This window comes from Kitasatospora sp. GP82 (assembly GCF_029892105.1).
Classification (GTDB): Bacteria; Actinomycetota; Actinomycetes; order Streptomycetales; family Streptomycetaceae; genus Kitasatospora.
The window spans coordinates 39208-56882 of the sequence record NZ_JARZAJ010000041.1 but is presented as its reverse complement, the minus strand read 5'-3'; the positions used below and the strand labels follow the sequence as shown (position 1 = coordinate 56882).

14 protein-coding genes are annotated in these 17675 nt (G+C 69.6%); 6 read left to right on the top strand and 8 right to left on the bottom strand.

What is annotated here, in order from left to right:
- Positions 1-203: 203 nt before the first annotated feature.
- Positions 204-3293 carry a BTAD domain-containing putative transcriptional regulator gene (locus tag P3T39_RS30035; protein WP_348534405.1) on the top strand — a complete coding sequence of 1030 codons (3090 nt, stop codon included), beginning with the start codon at positions 204-206 and terminating at the stop codon, positions 3291-3293.
- Between the two features lie 152 nt (positions 3294-3445).
- Here the strand turns inward: P3T39_RS30035 and P3T39_RS30030 are convergent, their stop codons facing one another.
- The 3 genes from P3T39_RS30030 to P3T39_RS30020 form a co-directional block, all read right to left on the bottom strand.
- Positions 3446-3952, bottom strand: a complete 507-nt coding sequence (locus P3T39_RS30030) for a hypothetical protein (RefSeq protein WP_280702350.1) — start codon at positions 3950-3952, stop codon at positions 3446-3448.
- Positions 3953-4218: 266 nt separating this feature from the next.
- Positions 4219-4719 carry a hypothetical protein gene (locus P3T39_RS30025; protein ID WP_280702349.1) on the bottom strand — a complete coding sequence of 167 codons (501 nt, stop codon included), beginning with the start codon at positions 4717-4719 and terminating at the stop codon, positions 4219-4221.
- A 17-nt stretch (positions 4720-4736) separates the two neighbouring features.
- Entirely contained in the window at positions 4737-5243 is a 507-nt protein-coding gene (locus P3T39_RS30020) for a hypothetical protein (RefSeq protein WP_280702348.1), read from the bottom strand.
- A 570-nt stretch (positions 5244-5813) separates the two neighbouring features.
- On the opposite strand from P3T39_RS30020, the gene P3T39_RS37655 reads away from it, so the two are divergent.
- The 3 genes from P3T39_RS37655 to P3T39_RS30005 all read left to right on the top strand — a co-directional run bounded on the left by P3T39_RS37655 (position 5814) and on the right by P3T39_RS30005 (position 10505).
- On the top strand, positions 5814-7091 hold the full coding sequence (locus tag P3T39_RS37655) for a hypothetical protein (RefSeq protein WP_348534404.1): 1278 nt from the start codon (positions 5814-5816) through the stop codon (positions 7089-7091).
- Between the two features lie 167 nt (positions 7092-7258).
- On the top strand, positions 7259-8239 hold the full coding sequence (locus tag P3T39_RS30010; RefSeq protein WP_280702347.1) for a CHAP domain-containing protein: 981 nt from the start codon (positions 7259-7261) through the stop codon (positions 8237-8239).
- Positions 8240-8558: 319 nt separating this feature from the next.
- Complete coding sequence (locus P3T39_RS30005) at positions 8559-10505, top strand: BTAD domain-containing putative transcriptional regulator (protein ID WP_280702346.1); 1947 nt, start codon at positions 8559-8561, stop codon at positions 10503-10505.
- Positions 10506-11938: 1433 nt separating this feature from the next.
- On the opposite strand, the gene P3T39_RS30000 is transcribed toward P3T39_RS30005, so the two are convergent.
- The 3 genes from P3T39_RS30000 to P3T39_RS29990 all read right to left on the bottom strand — a co-directional run bounded on the left by P3T39_RS30000 (position 11939) and on the right by P3T39_RS29990 (position 14500).
- Positions 11939-12766: a CHAP domain-containing protein gene (locus tag P3T39_RS30000; RefSeq protein ID WP_280702345.1), complete on the bottom strand. Its 828-nt coding sequence runs from the start codon at positions 12764-12766 to the stop codon at positions 11939-11941.
- 67 nt (positions 12767-12833) lie between these two features.
- Positions 12834-13724, bottom strand: a complete 891-nt coding sequence (locus P3T39_RS29995) for a peptidoglycan-binding protein (RefSeq protein ID WP_280702344.1) — start codon at positions 13722-13724, stop codon at positions 12834-12836.
- Between the two features lie 344 nt (positions 13725-14068).
- Positions 14069-14500 carry a hypothetical protein gene (locus tag P3T39_RS29990; RefSeq protein ID WP_280702343.1) on the bottom strand — a complete coding sequence of 144 codons (432 nt, stop codon included), beginning with the start codon at positions 14498-14500 and terminating at the stop codon, positions 14069-14071.
- 1074 nt (positions 14501-15574) lie between these two features.
- On the opposite strand from P3T39_RS29990, the gene P3T39_RS29985 reads away from it, so the two are divergent.
- Complete coding sequence (locus tag P3T39_RS29985; protein WP_280702342.1) at positions 15575-16066, top strand: hypothetical protein; 492 nt, start codon at positions 15575-15577, stop codon at positions 16064-16066.
- On the opposite strand, the gene P3T39_RS29980 is transcribed toward P3T39_RS29985, so the two are convergent.
- A complete protein-coding gene (locus P3T39_RS29980; RefSeq protein WP_280702341.1) occupies positions 16047-16466 on the bottom strand; it encodes a transposase in 420 nt (139 codons plus the stop codon). The genes P3T39_RS29985 and P3T39_RS29980 overlap by 20 nt on opposite strands.
- On the bottom strand, positions 16442-16735 hold the full coding sequence (locus P3T39_RS29975) for a hypothetical protein (protein ID WP_280702340.1): 294 nt from the start codon (positions 16733-16735) through the stop codon (positions 16442-16444). The genes P3T39_RS29980 and P3T39_RS29975 overlap by 25 nt, the downstream gene beginning before the upstream one ends.
- A gap of 56 nt (positions 16736-16791) precedes the next feature.
- Between P3T39_RS29975 and P3T39_RS29970 the strand changes: the two genes are divergently transcribed.
- Positions 16792-17589 (top strand): hypothetical protein, encoded by a 798-nt coding sequence (locus P3T39_RS29970; protein ID WP_280702339.1) that lies wholly within the window; start codon positions 16792-16794, stop codon positions 17587-17589.
- Positions 17590-17675: the final 86 nt, after the last annotated feature.

Sequence of the window (17675 nt, the reverse complement as noted above, 5' to 3'; positions counted from 1 at the left end):
GGCGTCGGTCATGTCCGACGGATACCGTCGCACACGCTCACCATGATCGGCCGCATTCCCGTACGTGTGAGCGAGGCAATCACACGACGACACGCAGGAGTTGGACGCAACAGGCGCGAGCGCGACAGACTGGGACAACAGGGCCTCTCTGTTACTCGGTAGGACTTCGACAATCCCCGAACTGTGCAGGAGGCCCTGCTTCTATGCGTCCACTGGCCCGCGATCACCCGATCGAGACTTCCGTTCGATCGGCAGGCGCTCTGATCGGTACGACAACGGCTACTGACTTCCGGATCAGATCGGCGAACACCGACACTGGCCAGGTCACGCCAGCCGGCCCGCGTCTTGGTTGGGGCAGTCCAACGGCCACTGGGCCGATCCCCGGGTCTGTAGCACGGTTGCCTATGCTTGCGTGGTGGTCTGTACTCGGACTGACACGGAGTCTGAGTTGCCTGCGCTCCAGGGGGGATGGTTTGGAGACTCGTTTCGGCCTGCTCGGGCCTCTATCGGTGTGGTACGGCCCGGAGCAGCGCAGGGTCTCGGGCCCAAAGGCGCGGCTGCTGTTGGGGGCCCTGCTACTGCAGCCCAACCAGGTCGTGTCCCTCGACCGGCTGCAAGAGGTTCTGTGGGGAGAGGAACCGCCGTCGACCGCTGTGTCCTCGTTGCACAACCACGCTGCTGGGCTGCGCAGGTGTCTGGGGCCCCAGCTTGCTCAGCGGCTCCGGGCGATTGCGCCTGGCTACCTGCTGGAGGTTCGCGACGCGGAATTGGACAGTCAGCTCTTCGCCGTCCATGTCCAACGAGCCCAGGCCGCTCAGCGGCGACAGGATTGGCCGGCGGTCGAGTCCGAGTCGGATGCTGGGCTGGCGCTGTGGCGGGGCCGGCCGTTCGCTGACGTGCCTGCGCTGACCGACTATTCGGAGGCTGCTCGTCTTATGGAGCTGCGGCTGCAGGCTCTGGAGTGCCGCTTCGAGGCCGGGCTGCATCTGGGCCGGCACCAGGAGATGGGGGCTGAGCTGGCACTGCTCGCGGCCGATCACCCTCTGCGCGAGGCGTTCCACCGCCAACTGATGCTGGCTCTGCACCGTAGCGGCCGCACCGCTGACGCCCTCGAGGTCCACCGGGCGCTGAGGGAGGCACTCGCCGAGGAACTAGGGGTCGATCCCGGCCGCCCGGTGCAGGAGGCCTACCAGACGCTCCTTGTCCCGGACCAGTCCGCCGCCGACCCGGGGCGGGCGAGTCGGCCGTCCGACGTTCCGTCCCAGCTGCCGCGACCCGTCAGCGGATTCGTCGGCCGTCGGCGCGAATTGGCGCTGGTGACCGCCGCGCTGGCGACACCGAGTGGTCTCGGTCACCGGGGTGGCGGCGACACCGTTGCGACCGTGGTCATCTCCGGTATGGGTGGCGTTGGGAAGACTGCCCTGGCGATACGCGCGGCCGACGCCCTGCGGGCCGACTACCCGGACGGGCAGCTGTACGCCGACCTCAACGGCTTCGCCGCCTCGCCGGCTCGCGAGCCACAGGAACTACTGGCACGGTTCCTCGTCGATCTCGGTATCCCCGGCCCGGACTTGCCTGAGCACGCCGACGATCGGGCCGCCCTGTTCCGGGCCACCCTCGCCGAGCGCCGCGTCCTTCTGCTCCTCGACAACGCCGTCGACAGCACCCAGGTCGCCCCGCTGATACCCGGAGCCGACCGCTCCGCCGTGATCGTGACCAGTCGTCGCGCCCTGGTCGGCCGCCTCGACGGCACGCACGTCTCCCTGGAACCGCTCGGGCCGGAAGGGGAGGAGCTGCTGGCCTCGGTCTGCGGCCCGGACCGGGTCACCGCCGAACCGGACGCCACCCAGCGCATCCTCGCCGCCTGCGGCGGCCTGCCCCTGGCGCTGCGCCTCGCCGCAGCCCGCATCGCCAACCGCCCCAACTGGCCACTGCACGTCATCGCCGACCGGTTGGCCGATCCTCCTCGCCGGCTTGAGCTCCTTTCCGCCGACGACACCTCGGTGCGCACCGTGTTCGCGATGAGCTACCAGGCCCTGCTGGACAGTGGCCACCAGGTGGAGTCAGCTGCTGCCCGCGCCTTCCACCGCCTGGGGCTGTGGTCGGGCCCCCCGCTGTCTCTCGAAGCCGCCGCAGCCCTGCTCGGCGAGCAGGTCGACGTCACGCTCGACCTGCTCGATGTTCTGGTTGACGCCCAGATCCTCCAGTCACCGGCGGCGAACACCTACCGGCTCCACGACTTGGTAGCCGAGTACGCGGCCGAACTCGCCCGCTCCCAGGAGACCACGCAGACCCGGGCTGCCGCCGTCGGCCGCCTGCTCACCTGGTACACCGTCGCCGTCCACCGCGCCGGCTCACTCTGCTGGCCGTACGGGAGCGAGGCAGAGGTCGACCTGCCGCCCATCCCCTCTCCACTGCCCGACCTCACGTCGGCTGAGCATGCGCTGGCCTGGCTGCGCCGGGAGATGCCCGCCATCAGGTGCGCCGTCCAGCGGGCTGACGACTACGGCCTGCCCCACCTCGCCTACTCGATCGCCACCATGCTGCAGGGCTACGGGAACAGCTACTGGTGGGACGGGCACTGGGAGGCCGTCATCACCGACACGCTCGCCATCGCCCGCGCCCACGAGAACCGCAAGGCCGAGGCCGACCTGCACAACCTGCTGGCCGCCAGTCAGGGCCGGGCCGGCCGGTACGAGGACTGCCTGACCCACTTGAACGCCGCGCAGGAACTGCACTCCGCCAGCGGAGACCTGCGTGGCCTTGCGGCGGTCCTGGGCAACAAGTCGCTGCTCTTCGACGAACTCGGGCGCCTCGACGAAGCCTTCGACGCCGCCGAGCGCTCGATCGAGCTGTACCGGGAAGCCACCGGCGCCGACAACATGATGGCGCTCCACGGCCTGGCGGGCCTGTACCTGAAGGCCGGGGACGCCGGCGCCGCAGAGCCCGTCTACCGGCGGGTGCTGGAAGAGTTCCGGCGCGACCGCCTCCCCGGGCCGGTCGCCGCCACGCTGATCAACCTCGGCGATGCCCTTCGGTACCTCGGGCGGCAACAGGAGGCCCTCGCGGCGCTCGGCGAGGCGCTCACCATCACCGAGGACCTCGAAGACCACTCGGGCATGGCGGACACCCTCGAAACGATCGCCCGAGCCCACGCCGACTTCGGTGACCTGGAAGCGGCCAGGTGCAGTTGGACTCGTGCTCTCGCACTCGCCCGTCAGGTCGGCGCCGCACGCGTGATCGCCGACAGTCTCAAGGGATTGCAGTCGCTCCCGTCCTCGGGCGAGCCCTGAGCAGTGCTGTGCCCGTACTGTCGTGCCTGTCAGCAGGGTTGAGCCGGCAAAGACCCGAGCAGCGCGTGGGGCCTTTGCCGGACATTGAACCATCGGGCGGGACCGCCGCATCGCTGCGGCGGTCCCGCCTTCCCGGGCCCAGGAGGGGCCCGTCAGGACGCGCAGTAGTTCGCGGTGCCCTGGGAGAGGCCGTTGGTGCCGCTGGACCAGGCGGCAGAGCCGTCGGCCCGGTAGAAGACGAGGTTGCCGTCGGCCTGGACGACCGCGTGGCCACCCGGGGCGGGGTTCGACTTGCCGATGGTGCAGATGGTGTCGTTGTCGTGCTGCAGCTTGATGTAACCGCTCTGCGACCAGTCCACGTGGTTCACGCCCTGGCCGTAGCTGCCGCTGGCCCACAGCGCCCTGCTGCCGTCGTTGGTGTACAGCACCAGGTTGCCATCGCTCTGGAAGACCAGATTCACGCTGGACGAGTTGGTGTTGTAGCCCGCGTACCAGTCGCCCTGGCCGGCGGTGAAGTACGCGGCCGTCGAGTCATAGTCGCCGGCGGCCATCGCGTTGGTCCCGGCCAGGCCGACCACGGCCACGGCAGCCGTGCAGACCGTGGCAGCGCGGATGACCGTCTTGCGAAGCAGTGATCCGGTGGTTCGGTTCGCAGTCATGAGTGTTCCTCTTCTCGGAGCATCGGTTGATCGTGAGGGACGCAGGCGCGAGGGGCGCACCACCGTCGGAGACCGCCCCGTCGGACGGCAGGTGTCCTCGGGGGAGTCGACGTGTGCGGTCCGGCGCGCACGGTTCGAGGCGAACGGTCGCCCGGAGTGGACCTGGCGGAAGCGGCACGCCAGGTAAGGGTGGAAGCTCGACGTATACGGGTCGAGCCGAAGGGCCCTGCGGCGCCGCCCGCTGGGTGCGGCGGCGGGGGCGCGGATCAGGTGTAGCAGTAGTTCAGGTTGCGGTGACTGTGGCTGTCGGTGGACCAGGTGACGTTGCCGTTGACGTCGTAGAACACGAGGTCGCCGGTGTCCTGGAGCTCCGCGTGGCCACCCGGTGCCGGGTTCAGGGCTCCCATGGTGCAGACGATGTTGCCGGAGGAGTCCAGCAGTTTGACGTATCCGGACTGCGACCAGTCCAGATGCGTCACACCCTTCCCGCTGGTGCCCGAGGCCCACAACGGGTAATCGGTCTCGCCGTCGAAGCCATAGAGAACCAGGTTGCCGTCGTTGAGAAATGACAGTTGCCTCACGCTGCCAGACGCCGCCGTCTGGCCGAGCCACCAGTCGGGCTGGTTGAGTGTGAAGGTCGCGATGGGCGTGTCGGCGGTCGCTGTGGTGGCGGTGGAACCGATGGCACCGGCGGCCGCGGCACACACCAGCACGACGTGCCCCAGGCGCCTGCGCGCCTTGGAACCGGCGGATCTGCTGAATATCACGGGTGTCCCTTCGACGATCAGGTGTAGCAGTAGTTCAGGTTGCCCGGCCCGTTGGAGGTGCCGGTGGACCAAGTGGCGTTGCCGTTGGTGTCGTAGAAGACCATGTTGCCGTCGTCCTGGACCCGGACCGAGCCCCCCGGGGCGGGGTTGAGCTTGCCGAGGGTGCACACGACGTTGTTGGAGGCGTTCAGCAGTTTGGCGTAACCGGACTGCGACCAGTCCACATGGGTCACGCCCCGGCCGCCGGTGCCGCTGGCCCAGAGTCGAATGCCCCCGTCGGTGTCGCTGATGGTGTGCAGCACCAGGTTTCCATCGCTCAGCAGCTCCAATGTGACGGAGGAGGAGGACACGCTGGTGTTGGCGTACCAGTCGGGCTGAGCGAGGGTGAAGGTGGCGGCCGTGCTGTCCTGCGCCATCGCCTCCGCACCGGACAGGCCGACCGCGATGAGAGCCGCCGCGCCCACCAGGGCGGCCCGGACCCCGGCCTTCCTCAGACGCGGACCCGGGACCTGACGTTCCGTCATGAGCTCTCCTCAGTGGATGTGATGCGGGACTCGGCCGAGCGCAGCGCCTCGAACCGGCAGTGCACTGATCTTGTCGGCAGCCACTCATAGTCGACTCACGTGTTGATCACGCACGACGGAGGCGATCTGGGACCGGATCCGCCAGACCGAAGCGGACCGGGGCGAGCATAAGAGACGGCACTGATACGACCCCTCAGCAGCCTGATCCCGTCGATGAAGAACAACAACGCGTCCGGCCAGTTCTTCGGGACCTGAGCCGCCTGGTCTCGTCGCCGTATAGGCGGCGCCCGCCGGTAACAACTCCAGACGTACCCCAGCACGACTGCCCGCCTCCACTCGGAGGACGGTCAGTCGCGCTGTCGCGTTCTGATCGGAACGCGACGGAGCATGACGCAGTACCAGGCAATTCATGTAACAATCTGACTGCCCATCATCACGCGCCATGCACATCGTCGCCGCCAGGGGGTTGTGGCGGCGGCTGCGGCACTCGGCACGACCGGGGCGCCAGCAGAGCACAGGGGGATGCCGGGATGTTCGAATCGCACACGGTCGGCCGCGGCGAGGTGGCCCTTGCCCCGTAGGCCACGACCTCTTGACCCCGACGGCGGCCCGCTGCAGGCGTTCGCGTACGAGCTGAGGTCGCTGCGGCAGGCGGCCGGCAACCCGACATACCGGGCACTCGCGGCGACGGCGGGTTTCAGTGCCACGACACTCAGCGATGCGGCCGGTGGCATGCGCAAACCCACGCTCGAGGTGACGCTGGCGTACGTCGGCGCCTGCCGTGGCGACGTCAAGCTCTGGGAGAAGCGCTGGTGCGCGCTCGACCGCCGACTCGCCGGTACGGCTGGAGCCGACGCGCGGGTTAAGCCCGATGCGCGGGTTCAGCCGTCGCAGGTCCAGGCCCCCCAGATCGTCTTGACGGCGATCGAGCCGACCGAGGCGAGCACCGAGGAGTGCGGCCCGGCGGTGGACGCACTACCCAAGCACGGCTTCGGCCCCGAGCCGGTCGACGGCGAGGAGTCGAGCGCACCGCGCCGGCGCTGGTGGCGGCCACGGGTGTGGCTGCCCGCCCTGGGCTTCGCCTTGGTGCTGGGGCTGACCAGCCTGCTCGTGGTCTGGCAGCGCGCGGCGGACAACACGGGCGCGGCCGCCGAGTCGGGCTGTCCGGCCAGCCCGGCCGGCGGGACGACCTTCCAGGGCACGACCTACAGCGGGGACACGCGGGTCCGCAGCGGCGCCACCCGCAGCGCGGCGGTGATCGGCGAGATCCCGCCCGGATGCAAGGTCCACTTCGTCGGCTTCTGCATCGGTGACGTCGTCCTGGACCAGACGGGCGGGGCACCCGACGTCCGGTGGTTCGAACTGAGCGGTGGCGGGATGGTCTCGTCGGCCTCGGTGCACGGCAATCCGCCCACGGAGGCAAAGCCGGACATCTGCCCCGGCGGGCTCCCGGCTCCTGCCTCGATCTCCCTGACGGTCTCTCACCAGCCGACCGATCCCGATGCCATGGATCTGCACGCCACCGGTTCCTACCTCGGCATCGTGGGGTTCGCCGCGTACTTCTCCGACAGTGGTCAGGCGGTGCCGGCGCCGCGCTGGCACCAGCTCGGCCTGACCGACGTCGGCCCCGACGGGTTCACCGTGCCCTGGCGGCTCGCGAAGCCGACGGCCGATCAGGGCCCGATCCGGCTGGCCGCGGTCGCCTGCCTGGGCGGTGACGGTCCCACCGACGTGGTGGACGCGCTGGCCCTGCCATCTGCCGCCCCCGCGCAGGCACGGCCGGTGTCGCTGGGCGACGGCGAGCGGAGCGTGGCCGCACGGGCCGCCTGCCGTTACCCCGCCAAGTAACAAGGTCCGCCGGCAGGGCGGGGGCCGCTGTTCGGGACCGGGCTCGGCCCGCCGAGTGGGACAGGAACGTTACGGCGTACGGGAAGAGTGTGCCGCGCGGCGCGGCTGGGTGCTCGACGGCACCGTCGGCCGCGCCGTGCCCTGTCCCCCCCTTCCCAAGGAGAACGGTGAATCACCATCACCTCTCAGGATTGGTCAGGCGGATAGCCGGCGCCACGGTCGCCGCCGTGGTGTTCGCCCTGCTGAGCCTCGCCAACCCTGCCACCGCCTCCGCCGCCACGGGTGCGGACGCGGCCGCGCTGGCCGCCGCCAACGTCGACAAGACGGCTGGCACCTGCGCCAACAATCCGACCTACAACAGCCTCGGCGGCCCGCAGTTCGAGACCAGCTGCTCGGGCGGCCCCGAGTACTGGTGCGCCGACTTCGCGCAGTGGGTCTGGGAGCACGCCGGTTTCTCCACCGGCGGCCTGAACGCCGCCGCCTCCAGCTTCGTCGACTACGGCCGGGCCAACAGCACCCTGCACACCTCGGCCTCGTACAGTCCGCAGCCGGGCGACGCCGTGGTCTACGGAAGCACGAAGGACTCCGAGATCCACCACGTCGGCATCGTGACCTCGGTCAACCCCGACGGCTCGATCAGCACCGCCAACGGCGACTGGGGCGGCACCCAGAACACCGGCTCGATGGCCGGCTTCGCGGTCAGCTCCCACGTCGCCGCCATCACCATCGCCGCCGGCCAGAAGAGCGCGGGCAGCGCGCCGGACAACGTGGACGCCGCGGACGGCTACTACATCCTCGGCTACACCACGCCGGTGGCCACCGGCAGTAGCAACCCGTACACCCCGGCCGCGGTCTGCGGCAGCGGCTTCGGCGTGGTCGACTCGCACGCGCTGCCCGGCGCGGTGGTCTACCTGCTGTTCAACGGCGCCACCGGTCAGAACTGCGTCACCACCATGGCCACCCACCCCGTCGGCCAGGTGGCGATGGACGCGACGCTGGCCGCGCAGGGCGGCGCCTCGGCGAGCAACCCCGGCAGCTTCACGTACTACGCGGGCCCGGTCACGCTTGCCGCGCCGAAGGTCTGCGTGCAGTGGGGCGGCTCCTACGCGGGTGCCTCGTGGACCAGCGACTGGAGCCACTGCGGCTGACGGCTGTTCCCCGCTCACCGTGCCGGCTCCGCTCGGGGCCGGCACTTCCCGTCTCCTCAGGCCGCCCCACCCGGCCACCAGTCGGTTGTCCGGTTGTCCGGTTGTCAGGACAGCCGGACAACCGGACATTGTCCGGGATAGCCGAGGGCCCCAGCTGGCGGCGTATCAGGATGACCGCTGTCCGGAGTTGACCACCCTTCACCAGGTTCTGCAGCACTGACAACGTGTCGGCGCATTAGAAAGGGTGATCGATCGTCATGGGCGCGTCGCGAAGCGCGCCCATCACCTTCCACCACCCACGGCAGAGGAGAACAGGCGAGTGGAGTTCGGGATCCTGGGGCCCCTACTGGTCCGCGACGGCGGGCAGACCCGCGCCGTCCCCGGCCGCAGGCAACGTGCGCTTCTCGCGGCGCTCCTGATCCGGCACGGGCAGCCGACGTCGGCGGATTTCCTGGCAGAGGCGGTCTGGGACGGACAGCCGCCCCGGAGCGCGTCCGCCGCCCTGCGCAACTACGTGATGCGGCTGCGCAACGCCCTGGGCGAGTCGGGCGAGCGGATCCGGACCACCGCCGGTGGCTACCTGATCGACGTCGACGACCAGGAGCTCGACGTCCAGCGGTTCACCCTGCTCCGGGACCAGGGCATCTCGGCACTGCGGCGTCAGGACTTCGAGCGCGCGGCTGCCCTGCTGGACGAGGCCCTGGGGCTGTGGCGGGGGTCGGCTCTGGAGGACATCCCCTCGGACGTCCTGCACCGCGAGGAGGCCCGCCGGCTGGCCGAGGCCCGCCTGGACGCTTTGGAGGCACGGACCGAGGCGCAGCTGTGCCTGGGCGACGACACCGATGCCCTCATCACCGAGCTGCGCGCGCGAACGGCCGAGCACCCGGAACGGGAGCGGCTATGGGGCCAGCTCATGACGGTGCTGTACCGGGGTGGGCGGCAGTGCGAGGCGTTGACCGTCTACCAGCGGATGCGGCAGACGCTGGTCGAGCAGATCGGTGTCGAGCCCGGCCGCGAACTGCGCGAGATCCACCAGCGAGTCCTGCGTGGGGAGCCCGATCCGTACGGGCCGGCTCGGGCACGCCCCGAGCCGATCAGCGCGGGCTCCGTGCCGGCGCCCAGGCCGGCCGGCGGGTCCGTGGCCGCGACCGGGCACCCGACAGCCGGGAAGCCCGCGACCGCGCGGGTGAACGCCGGCCCGGGGACGGCAGCTGTGACGCCCTGCCAGCTCCCGCCGCCCCTGCCCGAATTCACCGGCCGCGACGAGCAGGTGTCCCTGCTCGTCGACCGGCTGACCTCCGCGAACCGCCTGGCACCGTTCGTCGCGGTGATCTCGGGCCAGCCCGGAGTCGGCAAGAGCGCGCTCGCCGATCAGGTCGCACACGCCGTCCGGACCGAGTTCCCGGATGGCACCCTCTACGCCGACCTCCACGCCACGGCCGACCAACCCGCCGCCCTCGCCGCCCCTGCAGCCGTGCTCGGCGCCTTCCTGCTCGCCCTGGGAGTTCCGGCCGAGCGGCTACCGACCGGTCTGGACGAGCGCGTCTCGCTCTACCGCTCGCTGCTGACCGGCCGTCGCGTGCTGGTGGTGCTGGACGACGCCTGCGACAGTGCGCAGCTGCGCCCGCTGCTGCCGAGCGACCCCGGCTGCGCGGTGCTGGTCACCAGTCGCCACCGGCTGCCCGACCTGTTCGAGGCCCTGCCGCTCGGGCTGGACGTGCTGACCGTGCCGGAGTCCGAGCGGCTCCTGCACCGGTTGGTCGGGTCGTCACGGGTGGCGGCCGAACCGCAGGCGGTGGCCCGGGTCGTCGACGCCTGCGGTCGACTCCCGCTGGCACTGCGGATCTGCGCCGCCCGGCTCGGCGCGCGGCCCGCGTGGAGCATCGGATACCTCGCCGACCGACTGACCGACGAACTGCTGCTCGACGAACTGCGGGTGGGAAGCCTGGACCTCAGGACCCGGGTGGCGGCCAGCTACCGGGCACTCGATCCGACCGCCGCCTGGGCCTTCCGGCTGCTGGCGTCGGCCACGGACGGCCGGTTCTCGAGCGCGCAGGCTGCCCGTGCCATGGACCTGCCGCTGCTGGTCGCGGAGGAGGTGCTCGAACGGCTCGTGGACGCCCATATTCTGGCCACCGACACCCCCGGTAGCTACTCCTGCCCCGCCCTGCTGCGCGCTTTCGCCCGCGAGTTGGGCCACCCGCAGGGCCATCCTCGGGTCCGGGTACTGCCAGTGCCCGCAGCCAGGGCGCGAATCTGGTTGTGATCGAGACCGGTTCGGCCAGGTGCGCATGGGGTTGCGTAGTTCTACCGATGGGGCCGGTAGACCCGGGTGAGGGCTACCGGTGACCTGGCCGGCGAACCCGTGCATTGGGTGTGGGGATCCGTGTCCGGCGCCCCGGGGCGCCCAACGGCGTTCAAGGGCAGGCGAAGTGCGCGGATCGTACGGCTACGGCGGCGGAGCGGTTTGGAGTCGCTGTAGGTCTCTCAAAATCCCTGTACGGAACCTCTATGCACGAGGAGGGCTTTGAGCTGGCTTGACAGTGGAGACTTCTGACGGATTGACACGCGGCTGGGGGTCAAGGGGTCGCAGGTTCAAATCCTGTCGCCCCGACTTCGGACTGATGTCCAAAGTCGCAGATCAGAGGCCGTATCTTGTTTTCAAGATACGGCCTTTTTGCGTTCTCGGGGGCGGTTTCTGGGAGCGTGGGGCTGGGAGTGTTGGGAGTAAATGGGAGCGGTGTGCTCCCAGTCTGCTCCCAGAGGTCAATGCGGCGCCGAGTGTTGTCACCCGATCCGGTCGAGTTTGCAAATCGGCCGGGCCACGAAAGATGCCGCCCCTACGTTTGACGCCTGCTCCGTGGGGGCACTGCGTCTGGCCCTGCGCATGAACGGAATCGGGTGTGTCCATGGACCCGCCCCACCGAAAGCACGAAGCCCCCGGCCGCGTTGGCCGGGAGCTTCGGTGCACGGGTCAGCCTTGCCAGGCAAGCGGGCTCAGAAGGTGTTGTCTTTCCGCTCGTGATCGGTGGGGTTCAACAACGGCTCTTCACTGTCGGGTCGTGACGGATTGGTGCTGACAGTAGTGATGAAAGGCCAGGTCATTCTCGTGCCGACTCCTATGGCGGCCGGGCTATTTGCACAGGTCAGAGGAGTGCGGCTCCCTGTCGATCGCTCTGTTCTGGGCATGCCTGGCTTGCGCTGCTGCTTGGTCTGCAGGCTGTAGTGGACGGTGAAGTGGAGGCATTGCCCGGGCCGTCGGTTTGATGTCCACGGGCCCGCCGACTCGGGCCCAGACGGTCACAAGGGCGTGGGAGCCGACGGGGGCCACATGTGGCTCATGGCCGAGCGGCTGGTGCCCACTCTGCTGAGACGCTCCGGTCAGTGGGCTTGTCCGCTACAAGCACGTAGGCGGGAAACAGATCCATTGCGCGAAACGGAGGTGGCAAGCTCTCGAAGCACCTCTGCAGTACCGGCACGGCTCAACTCGGCCGGGCGGACGTCGGCGGACTGGCGGCGTGTCGAAGCCCCGTTGGACGAAGGCGACTTGGAGGGGTCACCTGTCCGACGGGGCTTCGATGCGTACCGCTGCGGCTCCGGCGGACATCGTCACACCGCCGTGACCTGCACACTCACCAGATCATCCCGGCTGTGAGGTTGCCCTTGGCCCGGGTGTGCCGGTGTCCTGCTGGTGGTTGTTCAGAAGTGGAGCATCCACTGGAAGTCGCGCTGTGCGTTGCTGACGTGGAGGTGGCTGCGGGTGCCGTAGGCGAGATCGTTGTCCCAGTTGTATTCCTCGACGTCGAAGGAGCCGTCGGAGTAGACGGCGTTGACGTAGGCGACGTGGCCGACCTTGTGGACGGTGTTGACGGCGATGGCACCGACGGTGGGGGTGGTGTCGACGCTGACGCCGACGCGGCGGGCGGCATCGGCCCAGTCGCCGGCGTTGCCCCAGGTGGTGCCGCCCCAGGAGTTGCTGAAGTCCGAGACGCCGAGACGGCTGGCGATGCGGTACGCCGCGAAGGCGGTGCAGTTCTTGGCGTCGAAGCCGCGGGTGCGGTAGTCGAAGTCGTCGGTGGTGCTCTGGTTGTCGCTGCTGCTGCTGCCGCCGCTGAGGAACTTGTGAGAGGCATTGTTGTTCTTCAGGGTGGCGTTGAGGTTGCCCTTTTCACCGGGGGCGAAGTCCTGGCTGGCGCCGCCGAAGCCGCTGTTGTAGTAGACGCGGACGGTCTGCCCGGTGCGGTTCCACACCGATGCGGCGTTGTTCTTGACGCAGACGCCCTGGCCGTTGCCGCCGCCCTTGAATTCGTAGCAGGTCGGCTGGGTGGCTCCGAGGTCGCTGATGGAGCCGGTGAAGTCGGAGACCGAGCCGGCCTCGTTGCTGTTGTAGTAGTAGCAGAACTCTCCGTCGTCGCAGGCTCCGTCGCGGGACGCGGCGAAGGCGGGGGCGGAGGTGGCGCCGATGAGGGGAACGGCCATGGCCAGTGCGGTGCCGGCGACGGCGAGCGTGGTGCGTATGTTCTTCAAGGCTTTCTCTTTTCGTGACGTGTCATCGACGGGCGCTTCGGTTGTGCTCGGGTGGTGCCGTGCGCGGTCAGTGGGTGCGCTGGTACTCCTCCCAGGTCTGGATGGGGATGCGGGGGCCGTCGTCGTCGGCCTGGTTGGCCAGGCCGTTGAGGCCGAGGTAGTAGTCACCGGTCTGGTGCTGGGCCTGGGTGGACAGATCGGTGTCGTTGATCGCTGCGGCGTGGATGTGCCACGGCCAGTCGCCCTGGCTGGGGTTGCGGACCCAGGCGGCGAATCCGACCTCGCGCAGTGCTCGGGCGACGGCGGTGCGGGTGCTGCTGGACATGCCGTCGACGTCGATGTCCACGACGCCACCGCCGTCGTGGGTGCCGGCGGAAGTGGGATCGCCGCCGGGGTTGTAGGAGCCCTGGGACAGGGTGAGGTGGAAGCCCAGGAGGCGTTCGGCTTCGGTGAGCATGTTCTGGGTGCGGGTGTCGATGGTGTATCCGTCGCGTTGCAGCTTCGCGCCGGGTCCGATCTTGTGGGTGAGGGTGAACCGGCCCTGCCCGAGTGCGGTGAGGGAGGAGGCGCCGGGCAGTCCGTTGGCGGCCAGGCCGGTGTAGCCGAGGGAGCGCTGGAAGGCGGCGTAGGCGGTGATGGTGGTGGTGCCGAAGTAGCCGTCCACCCAACGGGCGTCGAGGAGGCCACGGGCCTGCAGAGCCTGCTCGACGGCCAGGACCGAGTCATGGGCCCCCGGGGTCAGCGTGTTGTCGGGGCGTCGGGGATCGATCTGGGCAGCCAGAACAGTGGCTTCCATGTCCACCACGGGCAGCGCGGCAGCGGTGGCCGCCGATGCCTCGGTATGGAGCGGCGGGGTTGCCGCGTGGGCCTGTGCGGCGCTCAGCACCAGGCCGCTCAGGACGGCGGCGGCCGCGAGCAGTCGGGTTGCGGTCTTGCGGGTCTTGATGGCGGATGCCATGTGGTGGTTCCTTCTGGTTCGGTGGAGGATCGGCCCTGACCTCGTCCCGGTGTCGGGCACCAGCGGGTGAGAGGTCTGATGGAGGGCTCCCGGCTGGGGGCAGCGCTCAGCGGCACCGCTGGTGGGTGCGGCCGTCGCTGACCTGGTTGCTGCGGAGAAGGGCGGCGTCTGCGCAGGCGCGCTTACCGCTCACCCGGCGAAGCCGGGTGAGCGGTACGTGTTCCGGTGACGGCTCGGGGACCGGTACTGCTCGATGGACATGACCGGCTTCGCAGCATCCGCCGGACAGTCAGCAACAGCCGTTGTGGGACCCGGCGTTACGGCGGTCGCCGTGGGCCGAGGGGTCAGCAGCGGACGTCGGTCTTGACGGCGACCTCGCCGGAGTAGGGAATGGGGCCGGTCCCGTTCCAGCCCAGGGCCTGGGTGCACTGCGTCAGGGTGTCGGCGCCGGAGGACCAGATCTCCACTTCGTTGTGGCCGCACTGGGGGTCCTGGACGTGCGAGCCGTCGACGACGACGGCCGCGCACACATCCCAGCCGCTGTGGGAGGAGCGGTAGCCCTCCCACACGTACAGGTAGGAGTAGTTCTTCCCGCAGCCCTTGTACTGCTTCACCGACGCCATCGTCTGCCCGTCGACGTTGAGGTAGGCGGTGCTGCCGATCTGCGAGACGCTGGAACAACCACCCGGGGTGGAGGCCTCGGCGGTCCCGGGAACAGCGACGAGCGCCGGCACGGCAAGGGCGGCGACGGCCGCGATCTTGGTGAATATGCGCATGACGAACAACCTTCTTTCAGGAAACGGGAAATGGAGGAGATGCCCCCGGCGTCGCCAGGGCATTGGAGTGAGCTTCTTCCGCGGACAGACCGCACCGCCGAGTCCCCGGCACCGGGTTGACGGCGCGCTCCGGTTCGAGACAGGTCACGTGACGCCGCCTCACCCCGCCGGCGCCCCCCGGCCAGGGACCTCAGGGCGCGCGGACACCGGCGGACGAGGCCGAGGAGCCCGCAACGACCGCTGCGCCGGCCATCAGGGCTGTCGCGGTCGGGTGCGTTTCTTTCCGAGTGGACGTCATGTGCTCGGCCGACCCGAGGTGTTCGGACGGAGGCGGGCAGGTGGTTCTCGATCTCCCGGCGCGACTGCACTCATGCGGCCAGGAGAGCCGTGGGCTCGGTTCGTGGAGGTCTTACGTGAGGACGAGGCACCAGCCAGGCAGGGCCGGCGCGTGCTGCAGAGCGCGTTCGCAGACGCGGCGCAGGTTCGCAGTTGCCGCATCTGGAGTGTCCGCGATGATCGCGGCAGCGATGCAATAGCGGTTGAGGTCGACGCGGGGTCGTTGCGGAAGCTGTCACGGCCGAACTCATAGACCGGCGGCCGCCATCGCGGCCACCGGTGCGCTCATGGCCAGCTGCTTAAAGATCTTCCGCACTCGTCCACCGTTCTCTTCTGGTCCGTTGGCAGTGGGCTGGCGGGTGAGCCCTCGGCCTGGACGCCATCGTGGTGGACGGAGGTATCGCGGTGGTCTCATTCCCGTAATGCCCGGCGACGTGGCCGGGAGCTTCGGTGTCTGGGTCAGTCTTTTGCGCGCCAGCCTGGTTGGCGCCGTTGCCGACGCACACACGTTGGGCGACTCGCTCGACCGGGCCCACAACGCGCTGAGCCCGCTCGCCTGGCAGCATTCACGTCCTCACCCAGCCGTGACGGCGTAACCGTCCAGCCTGGCCCGGTGACCTAAAAAGCGATTCCCAAACTGAAGGTAGGGTCACGTTTTCCCAGGTGAGGTGTGTAGTCGCCTCTCGGTAGGCATGCTCGGACTGTCGTGACGGTGCGGGGCGTGCTTGGAGGTGGCGGATGCCGTCGGTGCTGGGGGTACTGGAGCGGCGCGAGCGGGTGGCGCTGGCGCGGGCGGAGGAGTTGCGCGCCGAGTTGGAGCGGCTTCAGGCTGCTGTGGCCGAGGCGGATGAGGCCGCGCGGCGCGCGGTCATCGCTCGCGAGGAGACCGTCGCGGCCTTGGCCGAGACGGTCGATGAGGCCGTGGTGTCCGATGCGCCGGCGGTGGTGTCGGCTGCGGTCGGTGTCGGACCGCGAGTCGAAGTCCCGCTCTGGCGTGAAGGGGTGGGGATCGATGTGCTCCCGCCCGACTGCGCGCGGATCGTGACCTTGGTCGAGCGCGAGGCCACGGGTGGCGGGGAGGGGGTGCGGGCGCGGCGGATGCGTGAGCATCTGGGCTGGCCTGCGACCGACGTGAAGGAGCAAGCGGCCCGGTTCCGGGCGAAGCGGCTGGTGGCGCGGGGATGGTTGGCCGAGGAGCGTCCGGGGCTGTTCAGGCCGCGGACCGCTTGACGCGGCGCGGTGCCGGCTGGCCGGAGCGGGCCAGGCGGCGGGTGGCCGGGATGCTCGCGGCCCACCAGGCCATCGCTTCGGCGCTGTCGATGCTGGTCTCGTAGTCCCGGGCCAGGCGCCGGGCCCGGATCAGGTGGGAGAAACTGCGCTCCACGACCCAGCGGCGCGGCAGCACCACGAACCCCTTGGCGTCGTCGTTGCGTTTGACGACGGTCAGCGCGAGGGCCAGGACGGTGGTGGCGAAGGCGACCAGCCAGCCGGTGTAGCCGCCGTCGGCCCAGACAAGGGCGATGTGGCGGTGTTCGGCGCGCAGTTGTTCAAGGAGGTCTCGGCCGGCGTCGTTGTCCTTGACCGAGGCGGCGGTGACCATCACGGTCAGCAGCAGGCCCAGAGTGTCCACAGCGATGTGCCGCTTGCCTCGCGGGGGCCGCCGGGGCGGGGCAGGTCGGTGGCCAGGTACCAGGTGGCTTGCGCGGGCAGCGTGGCCGGGTCGGTGGTGGCCACGACCAGGCGGACGTTCCCGTCGGGTCCCCACCAGCCCAGGCGGGCGTCGGCGGCCCACCAGGTCTCGGTGCGCCCGTCACGGAAGGTTCGCGCGACGGCGGTCCAGTCACCCGGTGTCGGGGTACGCCTCCCGGTACCCAGCCGGGTACACAGGAGTGTGCCCACACGGCAGGGCGGCTACATGGTGCCGGCCCCTTGGGCGCGACTGGGATCATGAACGCATGCTCGAGGAATCGAACCTGCTGTCAGGCCTGTGGCCGCTCGCGCCGTCCGATGCGACCGACTGGTTGTTGGAGCTGTGCGGCGATGGTGTGACCGGGTTCATCCCGCCCGCGATGCCCGATGCCGTCTGGGTGCTCAACGCCATGTACGAACACGAGCAGGGGCCGGCCGAGGTGTCATACCACGAATACCGCCAGGCGGGTTTGGCGGACGGGAGCGTTCAGCCCGCCACCTTGGCGGGCATCGACCTCGAAGTGGGTATCGCCACGGGAGGCGGGCTGGGTCGCGCCGAGCACCCCGGAAGCGGCTGGCGGCGGCTGCGCTGGGCGGAACTCGCCCGGCGTACCGGCGATCCCGTCGTGCCCGAGGGGCGGCAGCCCTCCAACGGCTGTTTTCCCTCGGCCAAGAAGGAGGGGAGTTGGCCGCTCGGTATCGTCCCGCCCACCGAGGGGAGCCTGGACCGTGAGACCTGGGACCGGCTGATCGCCGTCCTCACCGAGCACAGCCCCGCGGGTCCGGACACTCCCTGCCTGGCCTACTACAACCCGCTGATGCTCACGGTCATCGACGTCGACAACCTTCATGTGCAGGCTGGCCGCCTCGGCGATGCCGCGATTCTCTACGACAATCCCGAGGCCGACTTCAGCCCGTCCAACCTGTGGGCGGGGGACCGCTCATGGGTCCTGTGTACCGACTACGACCTCTGGGGCACCAAGGTCGCCGGGCCACCGGCTCTCGTCGAAGCGCTGCTGAACGACCCCGAGATCGAGGCAGTACGACTGCCTTGGGCGGCCTGATGGCGTGCCGCCCCGCGCCCGATTGAACCCGAAACGCGAGCGCTTTCACGTGTACGCGGCTGAGTACTTCACCTGTACGCCGACAC

What these genes read in the sequence shown, in the direction of transcription:
- P3T39_RS30030 (WP_280702350.1), bottom strand. Translation starts at nt 3,952, where the DNA reads ATGACTGCGAACCGAACCACCGGATCACTGCTTCGCAAGACGGTCATC.
- P3T39_RS30035 (WP_348534405.1), top strand. Translation starts at nt 204, where the DNA reads ATGCGTCCACTGGCCCGCGATCACCCGATCGAGACTTCCGTTCGATCG.
- P3T39_RS29990 (WP_280702343.1), bottom strand. Translation starts at nt 14,500, where the DNA reads ATGCGCATATTCACCAAGATCGCGGCCGTCGCCGCCCTTGCCGTGCCG.
- P3T39_RS29970 (WP_280702339.1), top strand. Translation starts at nt 16,792, where the DNA reads ATGCTCGAGGAATCGAACCTGCTGTCAGGCCTGTGGCCGCTCGCGCCG.
- P3T39_RS30020 (WP_280702348.1), bottom strand. Translation starts at nt 5,243, where the DNA reads ATGACGGAACGTCAGGTCCCGGGTCCGCGTCTGAGGAAGGCCGGGGTC.
- P3T39_RS29995 (WP_280702344.1), bottom strand. Translation starts at nt 13,724, where the DNA reads ATGGCATCCGCCATCAAGACCCGCAAGACCGCAACCCGACTGCTCGCG.
- P3T39_RS29985 (WP_280702342.1), top strand. Translation starts at nt 15,575, where the DNA reads ATGCCGTCGGTGCTGGGGGTACTGGAGCGGCGCGAGCGGGTGGCGCTG.